The organism is Loktanella sp. PT4BL, from assembly GCF_003201935.1.
Lineage (GTDB): Bacteria > Pseudomonadota > Alphaproteobacteria > Rhodobacterales > Rhodobacteraceae > Yoonia.
On record NZ_QJJL01000001.1, the window covers coordinates 944,767 to 957,240 of the forward strand.

The 12,474-nt window shown below is 60.2% G+C and carries 14 protein-coding genes; 4 read left to right on the forward strand and 10 right to left on the reverse strand.

What is annotated here, in order from left to right; genetic code table 11:
• Positions 1-61: 61 nt before the first annotated feature.
• The 3 genes from argF to C7964_RS04560 are packed head-to-tail and all read right to left on the reverse strand — an operon-like array spanning position 62 to position 2,662.
• A complete protein-coding gene (gene argF, locus C7964_RS04550; RefSeq protein WP_110278428.1) occupies positions 62-967 on the reverse strand; it encodes an ornithine carbamoyltransferase in 906 nt (301 codons plus the stop codon).
• Between the two features lie 38 nt (positions 968-1,005).
• The gene (locus C7964_RS04555) at positions 1,006-1,488 is read right to left on the reverse strand and encodes a GNAT family N-acetyltransferase (protein ID WP_110278429.1); all 483 of its coding nucleotides are present in this window, start codon (positions 1,486-1,488) and stop codon (positions 1,006-1,008) included.
• Positions 1,481-2,662 carry an aspartate aminotransferase family protein gene (locus C7964_RS04560; RefSeq protein ID WP_110278430.1) on the reverse strand — a complete coding sequence of 394 codons (1,182 nt, stop codon included), beginning with the start codon at positions 2,660-2,662 and terminating at the stop codon, positions 1,481-1,483. Before C7964_RS04560 ends, C7964_RS04555 begins: the two co-directional genes overlap by 8 nt.
• Positions 2,663-2,917: 255 nt before the next feature.
• On the opposite strand from C7964_RS04560, the gene C7964_RS04565 reads away from it, so the two are divergent.
• On the forward strand, positions 2,918-3,802 hold the full coding sequence (locus C7964_RS04565; RefSeq protein WP_110278431.1) for a DMT family transporter: 885 nt from the start codon (positions 2,918-2,920) through the stop codon (positions 3,800-3,802).
• Positions 3,803-3,863: 61 nt separating this feature from the next.
• Positions 3,864-4,277 (forward strand): hypothetical protein, encoded by a 414-nt coding sequence (locus C7964_RS04570; protein ID WP_110278432.1) that lies wholly within the window; start codon positions 3,864-3,866, stop codon positions 4,275-4,277.
• Here the strand turns inward: C7964_RS04570 and C7964_RS04575 are convergent.
• Positions 4,274-5,068 carry an ABC transporter permease gene (locus C7964_RS04575; RefSeq protein ID WP_110278580.1) on the reverse strand — a complete coding sequence of 265 codons (795 nt, stop codon included), beginning with the start codon at positions 5,066-5,068 and terminating at the stop codon, positions 4,274-4,276. The genes C7964_RS04570 and C7964_RS04575 overlap by 4 nt on opposite strands.
• 211 nt (positions 5,069-5,279) lie before the next feature.
• Here C7964_RS04575 and C7964_RS04580 point away from each other — a divergent pair, with 211 nt between their 5' ends.
• A complete protein-coding gene (locus C7964_RS04580; protein WP_110278433.1) occupies positions 5,280-5,885 on the forward strand; it encodes a GcrA family cell cycle regulator in 606 nt (201 codons plus the stop codon).
• Between the two features lie 154 nt (positions 5,886-6,039).
• On the opposite strand, the gene C7964_RS04585 is transcribed toward C7964_RS04580, so the two are convergent.
• From C7964_RS04585 to C7964_RS04595, 3 genes are all read right to left on the reverse strand, one after another.
• The gene (locus C7964_RS04585; protein WP_110278434.1) at positions 6,040-6,498 is read right to left on the reverse strand and encodes an NUDIX hydrolase; all 459 of its coding nucleotides are present in this window, start codon (positions 6,496-6,498) and stop codon (positions 6,040-6,042) included.
• Between the two features lie 67 nt (positions 6,499-6,565).
• Positions 6,566-8,971, reverse strand: a complete 2,406-nt coding sequence (gene hrpB, locus C7964_RS04590) for an ATP-dependent helicase HrpB (RefSeq protein WP_110278435.1) — start codon at positions 8,969-8,971, stop codon at positions 6,566-6,568.
• A gap of 51 nt (positions 8,972-9,022) precedes the next feature.
• Positions 9,023-9,562, reverse strand: a complete 540-nt coding sequence (locus C7964_RS04595; RefSeq protein ID WP_110278436.1) for a hypothetical protein — start codon at positions 9,560-9,562, stop codon at positions 9,023-9,025.
• A gap of 80 nt (positions 9,563-9,642) precedes the next feature.
• Here C7964_RS04595 and C7964_RS04600 point away from each other — a divergent pair, with 80 nt between their 5' ends.
• Positions 9,643-10,212: a Crp/Fnr family transcriptional regulator gene (locus tag C7964_RS04600; protein WP_110278437.1), complete on the forward strand. Its 570-nt coding sequence runs from the start codon at positions 9,643-9,645 to the stop codon at positions 10,210-10,212.
• A gap of 77 nt (positions 10,213-10,289) precedes the next feature.
• Here C7964_RS04600 and rpmB read toward each other — a convergent pair whose 3' ends face one another.
• The 3 genes from rpmB to C7964_RS04615 form a co-directional block, all read right to left on the reverse strand.
• Positions 10,290-10,574: a 50S ribosomal protein L28 gene (rpmB, locus tag C7964_RS04605; protein ID WP_110278438.1), complete on the reverse strand. Its 285-nt coding sequence runs from the start codon at positions 10,572-10,574 to the stop codon at positions 10,290-10,292.
• A 153-nt stretch (positions 10,575-10,727) separates the two neighbouring features.
• The gene (meaB, locus tag C7964_RS04610; RefSeq protein ID WP_110278439.1) at positions 10,728-11,753 is read right to left on the reverse strand and encodes a methylmalonyl Co-A mutase-associated GTPase MeaB; all 1,026 of its coding nucleotides are present in this window, start codon (positions 11,751-11,753) and stop codon (positions 10,728-10,730) included.
• Positions 11,754-11,792: 39 nt separating this feature from the next.
• Positions 11,793-12,464: an NAD-dependent deacylase gene (locus C7964_RS04615; protein ID WP_110278440.1), complete on the reverse strand. Its 672-nt coding sequence runs from the start codon at positions 12,462-12,464 to the stop codon at positions 11,793-11,795.
• Positions 12,465-12,474: the final 10 nt, after the last annotated feature.

Below are 12,474 nucleotides of genomic sequence, written 5' to 3' on the forward strand. Positions count from 1 at the left end.
GGTCTGCACGGCAGCAGCGGTGTTGCGTGCTGCCATGATCATCTGGTGATTGTTTGGGGCCTTACACCCCCAGACAATGCCGCATGATCGCCTTTTGCGCATGCAGCCGGTTTTCGGCCTCGTCAAAGATCACCGAATGGGGGCCATCCATCACGCTGCTTGTCGCCTCGTCATCGCGGTGCGCAGGCAGGCAGTGCATGAAGAGCGCGTTGTCCTTGGCCTTGGCCATCAGCGCGTCATTCACCTGATAGCCGCGCAGCTGGTTGTGCCGCCGCTCGCGGGCGGATTGCGGGTCGTGCATGCTGACCCACGTATCGGTCACCACCAGATCAGCGCCCTGCACCGCCTCGTTGGGGTCGCGCACGGTCGTATATAGCCCGTCCAGCGCTGGTTCAGGATCAAGCGGCGGCGGGCCGGTAAAGACCAGATCGAACTCAAACTGTTTGGCGGCATGGGCGAAGCTTGCAAAGACGTTGTTGCCGTCGCCTGACCAGACAACCTTTTTGCCCTTGATCGGGCCGTTATGTTCCTCAAACGTCATGATATCGGCCATGATCTGGCAAGGGTGCGTGCGGTTTGTCAGCCCGTTGATGACCGGCACCGTGGCATATTCGGCCATATCGAGCAGGGTCTGTTCCTCGAATGTGCGGATCATGATCAGATCGACATAGCGCGACAGGACCCGTGCGGTATCGGCAATTGTCTCGCCATGGCCCAATTGCATGTCAGCGCCGGACAGCACCATGGTCTGCCCACCCATCTGGCGCACACCCACATCGAAAGACACGCGGGTCCGTGTTGAGGGCTTTTCAAAAATTAGCGCCACCATATGCCCCGCGAGCGGCTGTTCGGCGTCCGGCGTGCCCTTGGGCAGACCGGCGCGGGCGGTTTTCATCGCTTTGGCATTGTCGATGATGTTGCGCAGCGCATCGGTGGGGGTCGTATGGATATCAAGAAAATGGGTCATGTGTTTCGCTTTTGTTGGGCCGTTTCCGACCAGTCAGTTCAGAGATGGGTCATTACCTGGACAAGGCGTCCTTCGGCTGTCGTGGTCAGACGTCGGTTCATGAAACCGGCCTGTTTATAGATTGTGATGGTGCGGGTGTCAGTCGTCCCTGGTGCCACGGCCACCATGGGGTATTTCAGGCGCAGGCTGCGGATATACGCTTCGATATAGCCGACAGAATGGCCCTGTCCCATGAAATCGCTATCGCCGACAAAGGTGGCCATGACCCGGGCGCCAAACGGCAGGTCCGCATATTGCGGCATCTCAAAGGCGCGGGCGTCGTGATCGTGGATATAGGCAAAGGGGTGGTCGATCAGGCTCACCACCCGCATGTCAATCGCGGCATTGTCCATGTCTCTTTCCATCAGCGCAATTTGCTTGTCCGCATCGGGCCACCAGACTTTGACATGCGCCGTCTGTAACCAGCGGCGCATCAAAGGCAGGTCTGCCTCAGTCAGGGGGCGGAACGTGTAATTACGCATTGGCCTCCTTTACATGGGATGCCGCAGCATCAAGCTTTTCTACCGCCAGCGCGATATCAGCGTCGGTGATATTCAGTGCAGGCAACAAGCGCACGACATTGTCCGCCGCAGGCACCGTCAGCACCCCTTGGGCAAATCCCGCAGCGACCACATCGCTGTTTACAGCCTTGCATTTCAGGCCCAGCATGAGCCCCGATCCGCGCACGGCTTCGAACACATCCGGATGTGCGGCCACCAGCCCTTCGAGCTTCTGGCGCATGATGCCCGCCTTGCGGTTGACCTCGGCCAGAAACGCGGGATCGCCCACGATCTCCATCACCTTAGCGCCCACGGCACAGGCCAGAGGGTTGCCGCCGTAGGTGGACCCATGCGTGCCCGCCGTCATGCCGGATGCCGCATTCTCCGTGGCCAGTACAGCGCCCAGCGGAAAGCCCCCGCCAATGCCCTTGGCGACCATCATGATATCAGGTGCGATGCCCGCCCATTCATGGGCAAAAAGTTTACCGGTCCGGCCCATGCCGCACTGCACTTCATCCAGGATCAACAGGATGCCGTGTTGGTCGCACAGATCGCGCAACCCTTTCAGACAGACATCGGGCAAAGGGCGGATGCCGCCCTCGCCCTGCACCGGCTCGACCATGATCGCCGCGATCTTGTCCGAGACCGCGGCCTTCAGCGCATCGTGGTCACCAAATTCCAGATGGGTGAAACCGGGCAACAACGGGCCAAAGCCCTTTGTCATCTTCTCGGATCCGGCCGCCGCAATCCCTGCACTCGAGCGGCCATGGAACGACCCCGAAAAGGTGATGATTTCGGTCCGCTCGGGCTGGCCTTTGTCGTACCAGTATTTGCGGGCCATTTTGACGGCCAGCTCGCAGGCCTCGGTGCCGGAGTTGGTGAAAAATACTGTATCGGCAAAGGTCTGTGCCACCAGCGCATCGGCCAGCTGTTGCTGGGCGGGAATATTATACAGGTTCGAGACATGCCACAGCGCCTGCGCTTGCGCGGTCAGTGCCGCGACCAGAGCAGGGTTGGCATGCCCCAGCGCATTCACCGCAATCCCAGCGCCCAAATCCAGAAAGCGTCGTCCATCAGCTTCCGTCAACCAAGAGCCTTCGCCGGAAACGAAAGTCAGCGGTGCGCGTGAATAGGTTGGCAGAATAGATGGGATCATGGCGATCTTCCTCAAAGGTAAGCCCGATTGGTGCAGGACCAAGCGAGAGCTGTCAATAATGTTAGGGGTTTACGATGGACGTGGCAAAGGGCGGCGCAGGTTAGCGTCGGCGTCGGCTCTCGAATGTTGCACAGGTCATCATGCGGCGCTGATAGCGTAGTCTTCATTACGAGGGAAGCCGCAAAAACCGCTGTTTGCTGCTGCGGCATCACGATCTGTCTTGCGCGGTTCACCGAACAGGTTCAATGAGCGGGCATGACCCTGCGTGCCGCCAACCCGCCTCTTGCTCTTGCCTTCATGCTGACGGCAACCGCATTTATTGCGGCGACGATGGTTATGGCAAAATCCCTGGGCACTGATACGCTTGGCCCGCCCTTGCACCCTTTGCAAATCAGCCATGGCCGCTTTCTCTTCGCCTTTGCGGCCATCGCTACAGCGGCCGCAGTGCTGCGGCCCAGGATTGCACAGCCGAACCTGAAGCTGCACTTTGGCAGGACGCTCTTTGGCTGGGGTGGCGTGACCTTCATGTTTTCAGCCGTGGCCTTTATTCCGCTGTCAGATGCTACGGCGATCAGCTTTCTCAATCCTGTGTTCGGCATGCTTCTTGCTATTCCGCTGCTGGGTGAACGTGTCGGGCCGTGGCGCTGGTTTGCAGCGGGCACTGCCTTGCTTGGCGCGCTGATCTTGCTGAGGCCCGGACCCGAAAGCTTTCAACTGGCCGGTTTGCTGGCACTGGGGGCTGCGCTTTTGATGGGGATGGAGTTGATATTCATCAAGAAACTCGCCAACCGCGAACCTGGGTTCCAGATCTTGCTGATCAACAATGCCATCGGGCTGAGCATCGCAACACTGGCAGTCCTGCCCGTCTGGGTGCCACCGACGGGTGCACAATGGGGCGCGCTGGCGGCGTTGGGGGTGTTGATGGCCACCGCGCAGGCGTGCTTTGTGAACGCCATGGCGCGTGCGGATGCGAGCTTCATCACGCCCTTCAGCTATGTCACGCTGATTTTTGCCGGTCTTTATGATTTGCTGCTTTTCGATGTCTGGCCGGACTGGATCAGCATCCTCGGCGCGCTTATTATCCTCGGTGGCGCATCGCTCTTGGCCTGGCGTGAACGGCGGGCCCGCTTGGTGCGCTAAGCGTGCAATACCCCTTTACCTTGGACAAATTAACGCCATCTTCTGTTAATAGATGAAAAACATGAGTGATGTTTACGAGTACCGTCGCGCGCCGAACAAGGGGCCAATCTGGCTCGCTTTTTTTGGCGTGGTTTTGCTGCTTGTCGCCATCATCTACTTTGAAGCCACGCAATTTCAGGCCCTTGCATGGGTGTTCGGTGCCGTTTTGATTGCGTGGATGCTGCTGCCGCAACCTGTCTCCGGTGTGCGGATCGACGCAGACTATCTGACCCTTGCCGCATGGCGCGACCCCAGGCCGATCCCGCTTGATAATATCGCGCATTTACGCGTCAGCGAAGCGGGGCTGGATACCGAAGTGGCGATTGTTTACCGCGATGGCACCGTCGAGGATATCTTCTCGGGCGACCTGCCTGATATCGACACCTTGATTGCCGTACTGGCAGAGCGCGGCATACCGGTGCGCGACGTCTCTTAGGCCTTGAGCCGATAGCCTGTGTGCATCCAGCGCAAACAAATCCCCAAGACCACGACACAGGCCGCCGAAACCACGACAAGCCCCACCCAAGGGCTACTGTCGCTGACGCCGATCATCCCAAACCGCACCCCGTCGATGATGTAAAAGAACGGATTGGCGTGGCTGAGCGTTTGCATGAAGGCAGGTAGCGCCTCGATCGAATAGAAGGTGCCTGACAGGAACGCCAAAGGTGTAACAAGAAAGTTCGAAATCGCAGAGAGCTGGTCGAATTTATTGGCAAAAATTCCTGCAATCATGCCCAAGCCGCCCATCAGGACCGACCCAAGCACCACAAAGACAACGACCCAGATCGGTGACTGCATCCCTACGCCCAAAAACAGAGCCGATCCCGCAGCAATCACAATCGCGACCAAGCCACCGCGTGCCACCGCCCCGCCGATATAGCCTGTCACCAACTCTCCGGCTGACAGGGGTGGCATGAGCGTATCGACGATATTGCCCTGCACCTTGGCGGAGGCAAGGCTGGAGGAGGTATTGGCAAAAGCGTTCTGGATGACCGTCATGGTCAGAATGCCGGGTGCCAGAAACACCATGAAGGGCACGCCCATCACATCGCCGCGCTGTGACCCTATCGCGATGGTGAAAATCAGCAAGAAAAGCCCCGCATTGATCAAAGGGGCCATCACAGTCTGTGACCAGACATTCATAAAGCGGCTGATCTCGCGCCGGACCAATGTCCAGGTTCCCAACCAATTCACGCGCCCGAAGCGCCGCACACCCATCTGGTTCATATCTTGCATCACAGCCATCCTTTGCAGCACCCTGACATAGTGGATTTCACCGCAATGGCCAGCCCTGCAGTGTGCGCTGCACGACAAGATCACGAAAAGCCGCGTCACTGCCTTCACATCACCCGCAGCAGTGTTTAATATAGGGACAACTTGATGAAGAAGGCCCGATCCGTATATGACGGATCTTCGCCGAAAAACCAAAGGAACAGATATGTCCTGGACAGACGAGCGCGTTGAGACGCTCAAGAAGATGTGGGGCGAAGGCCAGTCCGCAAGCCAGATCGCCAAAGAACTTGGCGGGGTGACCCGCAATGCCGTAATCGGTAAGGTACACCGCTTGGGATTGTCCAATAGGGCAGGTTCCGCCGGGGCTGCGGCCAAAGTAGCACCAAAAGAAAAACCGGCGGCGGCACCCGCTGCTGCGGCGAAACCGGCGGCCAAGCCTGCAGCACCCAAACCCAAGGCGGCACCCGCCTCGACACCGCCCAAAGAAGAGCCCGAGCTTGACGAGAACGGCATCCCGATTTCGGCTGCGCGCCGCGCGATCATTCCGGCAGGGCAACCTTTGCCGCCGCAGCCTTCGGCCAATGAGATCAGCCCCGAGGCACTCGCCAAAGTCAGTGAAGTCGAAAAGACAGCCAAGCGGTTGACCTTGATGGAATTGACGGAAAAAACCTGCAAATGGCCGGTGGGCGATCCCGCCACTGATGATTTCTGGTTCTGCGGATTGGCTGTGCAACAGGGCAAGCCCTATTGCGAAGCCCATGTTGGCGTCGCGTTCCAGCCCATGTCCTCGCGCCGCGACCGCCGCCGCTAAGGTGATGTAAGGTAAGGTAGATTATGATCTGCCCTCGTCGCAAAGGCCGCCCTCAGGGGCGGCTTTTTGCGTTCTGCAGGACGCGTCTGAATGTCGGAAAAGATGGTCGATGCTGCGAAGCGATTGCGACCACTTGCGAGGCATCAGGCAAAGCCTACTTCAGCGCGCCCAAAAACGCCCGCAAGCCCACATCATCGACCTTTTTGACCGCCTTTTTCAGTGGCACCCATTTGCGTTTACGCAGGCCCGCTTCGGGGTAGGTTTTCGTCATCTGTTTCACGTCGATCCGGTACACGCTGACATGGCAGGGCACGACCCGCCCGTCTTCAAAGCGTTTCTCGGTGACATAGCCGCCAATCGGGGCCTTGCTGACCTTGCCTTTGCGCAAACCCGCTTCTTCCCAGGCTTCGATTTTGGCGGTTTCGGCATCGGTGTGACCGTCCATTGGCCAGCCCTTGGGCACGATCCAGCGACCACGCGAGGATTTCACCAAGAGTACCTCTTTTCCGTCCTTTCCGTCGCGCAAGCAAAGCGCACCGACCTGCGTGATCGCAGTCGGGTCGACGACACAGACCTCACGGCCCGTCCAAAAAGAGCGGTCTAGATTACTCATATACCTGCCAATGGCGTGTTTTTATTAGGTTCTAACTAACACAAAGCGAATCGATGCGCAAATGGTGTCAGGTGCCGCGCGGTTTGGCACGCAGGGTGGGGTCTGCCTGTGTCGGGTCTTCGGGCCAAGGATGGCGGGGGTAGCGGCCACGCATATCACGGCGGACATCCGCATAGGAGCTGGCCCAGAAGCCAACGATGTCCTGCGTGACCTGCACGGGCTTTTGCCCCGGTGACAGGAGTGTGACCCTCAAAGGTGTTCGCCCCACCATAGGATGGGTGGTCACACCGAACATTTCCTGCAGGCGCAGGGTGATGCCTGGGGCGTCGCCATCGTAATCAATTGGGATCTTGCGCCCCAGCGGTGTTTCGAAATGTGCGGGCGCGGCACGGTCAAGGCGCTGCATCTGGTCCCAGTCCAGCATGGCACGCAGGGCTGGCAGGATATCAAAGCGTTTCCAGTCCTCAGCGCTGCGCACACCGGTCACGTGCGGGAGCAGCCAGTCTTCCAGCGTGTCCAGTAGCGTTGCATCGTCCATTGCGGGCAGGTCATCAACCAATGCCACCCTTGCGCGGAACCGGTCCGCGGCGGGCGAGGGGCGCAGGCCCAACTGGCGCACACCTTCGAGCATGGCTTGTGCTATGGCCTCATCCGGCGCATCCGACCATTGCCGGTCATCCAGTGCCAACGCGCCAAACCGTTCCTGCTGGCGGGTGAGGACCTTGCGGTCGCGTTTGGACCATTCACAGATATCGGCCCACGCGATCTGGTCGGCAAAAAGGTCGCGCAATTCGCGTTCCGTGAGCGTGACAGCCTGCCTGATGCGCGCCTCGCGGGTGTCGCCGTCAAGATCGGTGGCCACGATCAGCCGCGCCCCCGCTATCGGGTCGGCGGCATCAAGCACGGCCCCTTTGCCGCCTGAGAGCACATAGCGCGGGTCATCGCCTTTGCGCCGCAGGCCTATGCGGTCAGGGTAGGCGAGGGCGGCTTGCTGGCCAAGGCTGAGCGGGGCTTTGTCGGGCAGGCCTTTGGTCAGGCGGGGGATTTCGGATTTGATTTGCGCCAGTGCCACAGGGTGCGCGGTGCCGGGCCCGTCGTAGCGCCCCTTCAGTGCCGCGATGCGCAGCGCCAGATCAACCGGCGCGCCGCGCAACGGATCGCGCGCGGCCAGCAGGGCGGCGAGCGGGGCTGCAGCTTTGCCAGCGATTTGCAGTATATGGGCCAAACGCGGGTGCAGCGGCAGGGCAGCAAGTGCGCGGCCATGTGGCGTGATCCGAAAGGCGCTGTCGAGTGCGCCCAAGCCGTGCAAGAGTGTCCGTGCTTCGGCCAAGGCGCCTGGCGGCGGAGGGGTCAGAAATGCAAGATCATCGCTCCCCCAGACGGCCATTTCCAATGCGAGGCCCGCCAGATCAGCGGCCTCGATTTCGGCAGGCGCGAAGGCGGGGAGCGCCCCGTGCTCGCCTTTGGTCCAAAGGCAATAAGCGTCGCCGGGGGCCACGCGGCCTGCGCGGCCTGCGCGCTGGGTGGCTTCGGCTTTGCTGACTTTTTCTGTGACCAACCGCGACATGCCAGAGCTTGGATCAAACCGCGCGCGGCGGGCACGGCCGGCATCGACGACCACGCGGATATCTTCGATGGTGAGCGAGGTTTCCGCGATAGAGGTGGACAGCACGATTTTGCGGCCCTCTTTGAGGGGGGCTATGGCTTTGCGTTGCTCGGCAAAGGGCAGGGCGCCATAGAGCGGGCGAATGGTGCAGCCGGCGGGCAGGCGGCCAGCCAGCAGGGCGGCAGTCCGGCGGATTTCGCCTTCGCCGGGCAAAAAGACAAGGATGCCACCTTGGGTTTCGGCCACGGCGGATGCGACCAGATCGGCGGTCGCGTCTTCCAGTCTTTGGGTTTTGGGCACAGCACGGTCAAGAAAACGGGTTGTTACAGGAAATGAGCGGCCTTCGGAGGTGATCACGGGGGCGTCGTCGAGCATTGCGGCGACGGGGGCTGCGTCGAGCGTTGCGGACATGACAAAGATGAGCAGGTCAGGGCGCAGCACGCTGCGGCTTTCCCATGCCAGCGCGAGGCCAAGGTCGGCGTTGAGCGAGCGTTCGTGGAATTCGTCGAAGATGACGGCGCCGATGCCTGTCAGTTCAGGATCGGACTGGATCATCCGCGTCAGGATGCCTTCGGTGACCACTTCGATCCGGCTGCCGGCTTTGCTATCGCCGCGCATACGGTAACCGACGGTTTGGCCCGGTGTCTCACCCAACCCCTCGGCCAGACGCTCGGCTGCGGCGCGGGCGGCAAGGCGGCGGGGTTCGAGCATGATGATCTTGCCCGTTGTCAGGCCCGCGTCCAGCATCGCAAGCGGCACGCGGGTGGTTTTGCCCGCACCCGGCGGGGCTTGTAGGACGGCGCGGCCAGAGGATGCGAGCGCATCCATCAGCTTAGGCAGGACAGGATCAATCGGCAGGGCAGTCATGGCGCAAGCTTTGCCATAAGGTGGGTCAAGACGCCACCATACATGCTGACCCTATGACGGGGCGGGCCGCCGAATGGTCATAACGCCAAGCACCAGAACGAATGCTGCCGCCAGTGTCGTCAGAGCCGATTTTACGGTCGTGGCAATGCTGGCACTGCCGACCAGATACGAGGAGAGCTCCGGCCAGGTCAGGATCATCGCGATGACGCCCAAGTTCTCGGCATAGTCACAGGCTGCAGCACCAATGGCAGTCACGACACCTAGCCGGACCCACCGCCTGTAGGACAGACGTTGTTCCAGCCAGCGCAGGGTTGAAACCAGTGTCAGCGCAAGTAGCGCCGGATAGAACAGATCAAGTGGAATTTGGCGGGTCAGATAGTAGGCGCGGCCCTCCAGACCCAGACCTGCCAAGAATTGGTTTGCCTCGGAATAGGTATACCCCAGTGGGCGCATGTCGAATGGCAGATCGCCTGAAACAGCTTCGAGATGGGCGAGAGTGCCGAAGATCATGACGGCATACACAATCAATCCAGTTACCCCAAAGACCAGGGCATTGATCCCATGTTGACGCGCTTTTCTTGCTGACTGCATTTCCAATACTCCTTGCGATGTGCCAGAACTGGCAGCATCGAAACTTGCGGGCATTATCTTTTGATAAGGATTTCGACGAAATGGATTTGATGACGTTCCTTTCGCAATCCCCGGCGATGACACTGTCCGCGGCAGGTGCAGAGTTCGCCGCGTTGTGGAAGACGCGTTTGATCAGGAAGGGTGCCTTTCTGACCCAGCAAGGCGAGAAAGAAACGCAGGAATACATCCTTTTGGACGGGTGTGCGACCAGCCAGATCCATGCGTCTGATGGAACCACTGTTTGCGTCGGTCTTTATCATGGCCCATCGGTCATAACGCCACATATCGCCCGCACCAAGGCGCAGCTTTCGCGGGTCGCAATAGAAGCGGCGACTGATCTACTGGTTGCGCAGATGGATGCCGAACGCCTTGTGGAAGAGATGATCAGGGCCGAACCAGTGCGCAACTGGGCAAATGCCATTTTGCAGGATGCGCTGGCGCGTAAAGCAGATCGTGAATGGTGTCTTGCCGCGCTGCGTGGGGCTGATCGACTGGCTTGGTTTCGCGATAATTACCCGGGATATGAGGCCCTGTTTGTCCACACGTCGATTGCATCGTTCCTGGGCGTGACGCCTGTGACGCTCAGCAGGTTGCGGGGACAACAGCGATAACAGCGGCCTGTCGCACAAAATAGAAAAACCCGGCCGCTTGCACGACCGGGTTCGAATCTGTCTCAAGCAAGAACGGCTTAGGCAGCAGTTGCCTTGACGATCTCTTTCTTGATTTTCAGCGCCTCAGCGGAAAGCTCAGCGTCTTTGGCTTTCGCCATGAATGCGTCCAGACCACCGCGGTGATCAACAGTACGCAGTGCCGCGTTGGAGATTTTCAGCTTGAAAGACCGGCCCAGCACATCGGACATCAAAGTTACGTCCTGCAGGTTTGGCAAAAAACGGCGGCGGGTACGGTTCTTGGCGTGGCTGACATTGTTGCCAGACATCGGGCCTTTTCCAGTCAGTTCGCAACGGCGCGACATGAGCGTTATCCTTGTTCTTTGGACATCCGCCACCCGGGTGGTGGGGTATCCTGTGATACGGGTTATGGACCCCGCATCGGCAGGGTCGTGAATAAGATTAGCGCGAGATAGGCGGATTCCTTGATCCCGTCAACCGCTTTGCCGCGTGAAGGGTCAGGTTTCTGACCCCGTTTTGCCCGCCTCACCACCAAGCCGCAAACGCAATGGCCCCAAGACCTGTTCCGCAGCGGCTGTGGGCGGGGTGCGGCCGGCTTTCACATCCGCTTCGGCGGCCTTCATCCGCGCGGCGGTTTGGTGGTCGTTCTGCAACATATCCAGTAGGCCCTGCCGCACGTCTTCGCCGAACCAATAGGCCGCCTGTGCCTCGCGCGTGGCCGTCCAGATGCTGTTGTCCCGCCGCCACCGGATCAGCGTTTCCATTTCCTTCCACGCGGCCTCAAGTCCCTGGACCTCAAGCGCGGAGATCGTGAGCGCTTTGGGGAAGCCGTCAGGATCCTGTGCGCGTTTGCGCAACAGGCGCAACGCGCCCGCATAGTCGGCGCAGGTGCGCATTGCTTGCGGCTTGAGATCGCCATCGGCTTTGTTGACGAGGATCAGGTCAGCCATTTCCATGATGCCGCGCTTGACGCCTTGGAGCTCGTCCCCGCCCGCAGGGGCGAGCAGCAGCACAAAGAGATCGGCCATCTGTGCCACGACAGTCTCTGACTGCCCGACGCCCACGGTTTCGATCAGCACAACGTCGAACCCTGCCGCTTCACAGAGCGCCACCGCTTCGCGTGAACGCCGCGCGACACCGCCCAACTGGGTCTGGCTGGGCGAGGGACGGATGAAAGCGTTTGGATCGCGGGCCAGATGGTCCATCCGGGTCTTGTCGCCCAAGATTGACCCGCCGGAACGTGCAGATGACGGGTCAACCGCCAGCACCGCCACGCGTTTGCCCATGCCGGTCAGCATGAGCCCGAAACTTTCGATGAATGTGGATTTGCCGACGCCCGGGGTGCCTGAGAGGCCGATCCGCAGGGCCTGTTTTCCGGTGCCCAGCGTCTCGAGTAGCGCTAACGCATCGTCGCGGTGGTCCGCACGTCCGCTTTCCACCAGCGTAATGGCACGGGCCAGCGCCCGTCTGTCACCGCTCTGCACGCCTTGGGCCAAGGCCTTGATATCTGTGGTCCTGCTCATGGCACCTTTCTTATCCGGTAGGGGCCAAAGGTCCAGCCCTCAGCGCAGCTCTGCCACCCATGCAGGCACGACCTGTGTGGCAGGCCCGAAGCGATGCGCGTCAAATGCGTTTGCCCGCGCCGAGGGTTCCAGATTGATCTCCAGCGTCTGCCCCTGTGCCAGTTCCACCAGACCTGCGGCGGGATAAACTTCGGCCGAGGTGCCGATGGCTACAAAAAGATCGGCGGTCGCGACCGTTTGGGCGATTGCATCCATATGATAGGGGATTTCGCCGAACCAGACGACATCGGGGCGTGTGGCTTTTGCGGCGCAGGCGGGGCAGGGGTCATGCGGGGACATGACAAGGGGCGCGTCCCAGCGTGCATCGCATTGTGCACAAAGCGCGCGCATCAGTTCCCCGTGCATGTGGATCAAATCCGGCGAACCTGCACGGTGGTGCAGATCATCAATGTTCTGGGTAATCAGCGTGACGTCATGCGCGCCTGCTGCAAGGGCGGCAAGCGCCTCATGCGCTGCATTGGGTGACGCCTCGGCGCAATTGGCACGCCTTGCATTGTAGAAATCATGGACCAACGCGGGATTGCGGGCGAAACCTTCGGGAGTTGCGACGTCGTTCAGATCGTATTGCGTCCAAAGCCCGCCTGCATCGCGGAACGTGCCAAGCCCGCTTTCTGCCGAAACACCGGCACCTGTCAGAATTGCAATTTTCATGCCCGCAGTG

Coding starts and splice junctions, on each gene's coding strand:
- argF (WP_110278428.1), bottom strand. CDS start 967: ATGACCCATTTTCTTGATATCCATACGACCCCCACCGATGCGCTGCGC.
- C7964_RS04555 (WP_110278429.1), bottom strand. CDS start 1,488: ATGCGTAATTACACGTTCCGCCCCCTGACTGAGGCAGACCTGCCTTTG.
- C7964_RS04560 (WP_110278430.1), bottom strand. CDS start 2,662: ATGATCCCATCTATTCTGCCAACCTATTCACGCGCACCGCTGACTTTC.
- C7964_RS04565 (WP_110278431.1), top strand. CDS start 2,918: ATGACCCTGCGTGCCGCCAACCCGCCTCTTGCTCTTGCCTTCATGCTG.
- C7964_RS04570 (WP_110278432.1), top strand. CDS start 3,864: ATGAGTGATGTTTACGAGTACCGTCGCGCGCCGAACAAGGGGCCAATC.
- C7964_RS04575 (WP_110278580.1), bottom strand. CDS start 5,068: ATGAACCAGATGGGTGTGCGGCGCTTCGGGCGCGTGAATTGGTTGGGA.
- C7964_RS04580 (WP_110278433.1), top strand. CDS start 5,280: ATGTCCTGGACAGACGAGCGCGTTGAGACGCTCAAGAAGATGTGGGGC.
- C7964_RS04585 (WP_110278434.1), bottom strand. CDS start 6,498: ATGAGTAATCTAGACCGCTCTTTTTGGACGGGCCGTGAGGTCTGTGTC.
- hrpB (WP_110278435.1), bottom strand. CDS start 8,971: ATGACTGCCCTGCCGATTGATCCTGTCCTGCCTAAGCTGATGGATGCG.
- C7964_RS04595 (WP_110278436.1), bottom strand. CDS start 9,562: ATGCAGTCAGCAAGAAAAGCGCGTCAACATGGGATCAATGCCCTGGTC.
- C7964_RS04600 (WP_110278437.1), top strand. CDS start 9,643: ATGGATTTGATGACGTTCCTTTCGCAATCCCCGGCGATGACACTGTCC.
- rpmB (WP_110278438.1), bottom strand. CDS start 10,574: ATGTCGCGCCGTTGCGAACTGACTGGAAAAGGCCCGATGTCTGGCAAC.
- meaB (WP_110278439.1), bottom strand. CDS start 11,753: ATGAGCAGGACCACAGATATCAAGGCCTTGGCCCAAGGCGTGCAGAGC.
- C7964_RS04615 (WP_110278440.1), bottom strand. CDS start 12,464: ATGAAAATTGCAATTCTGACAGGTGCCGGTGTTTCGGCAGAAAGCGGG.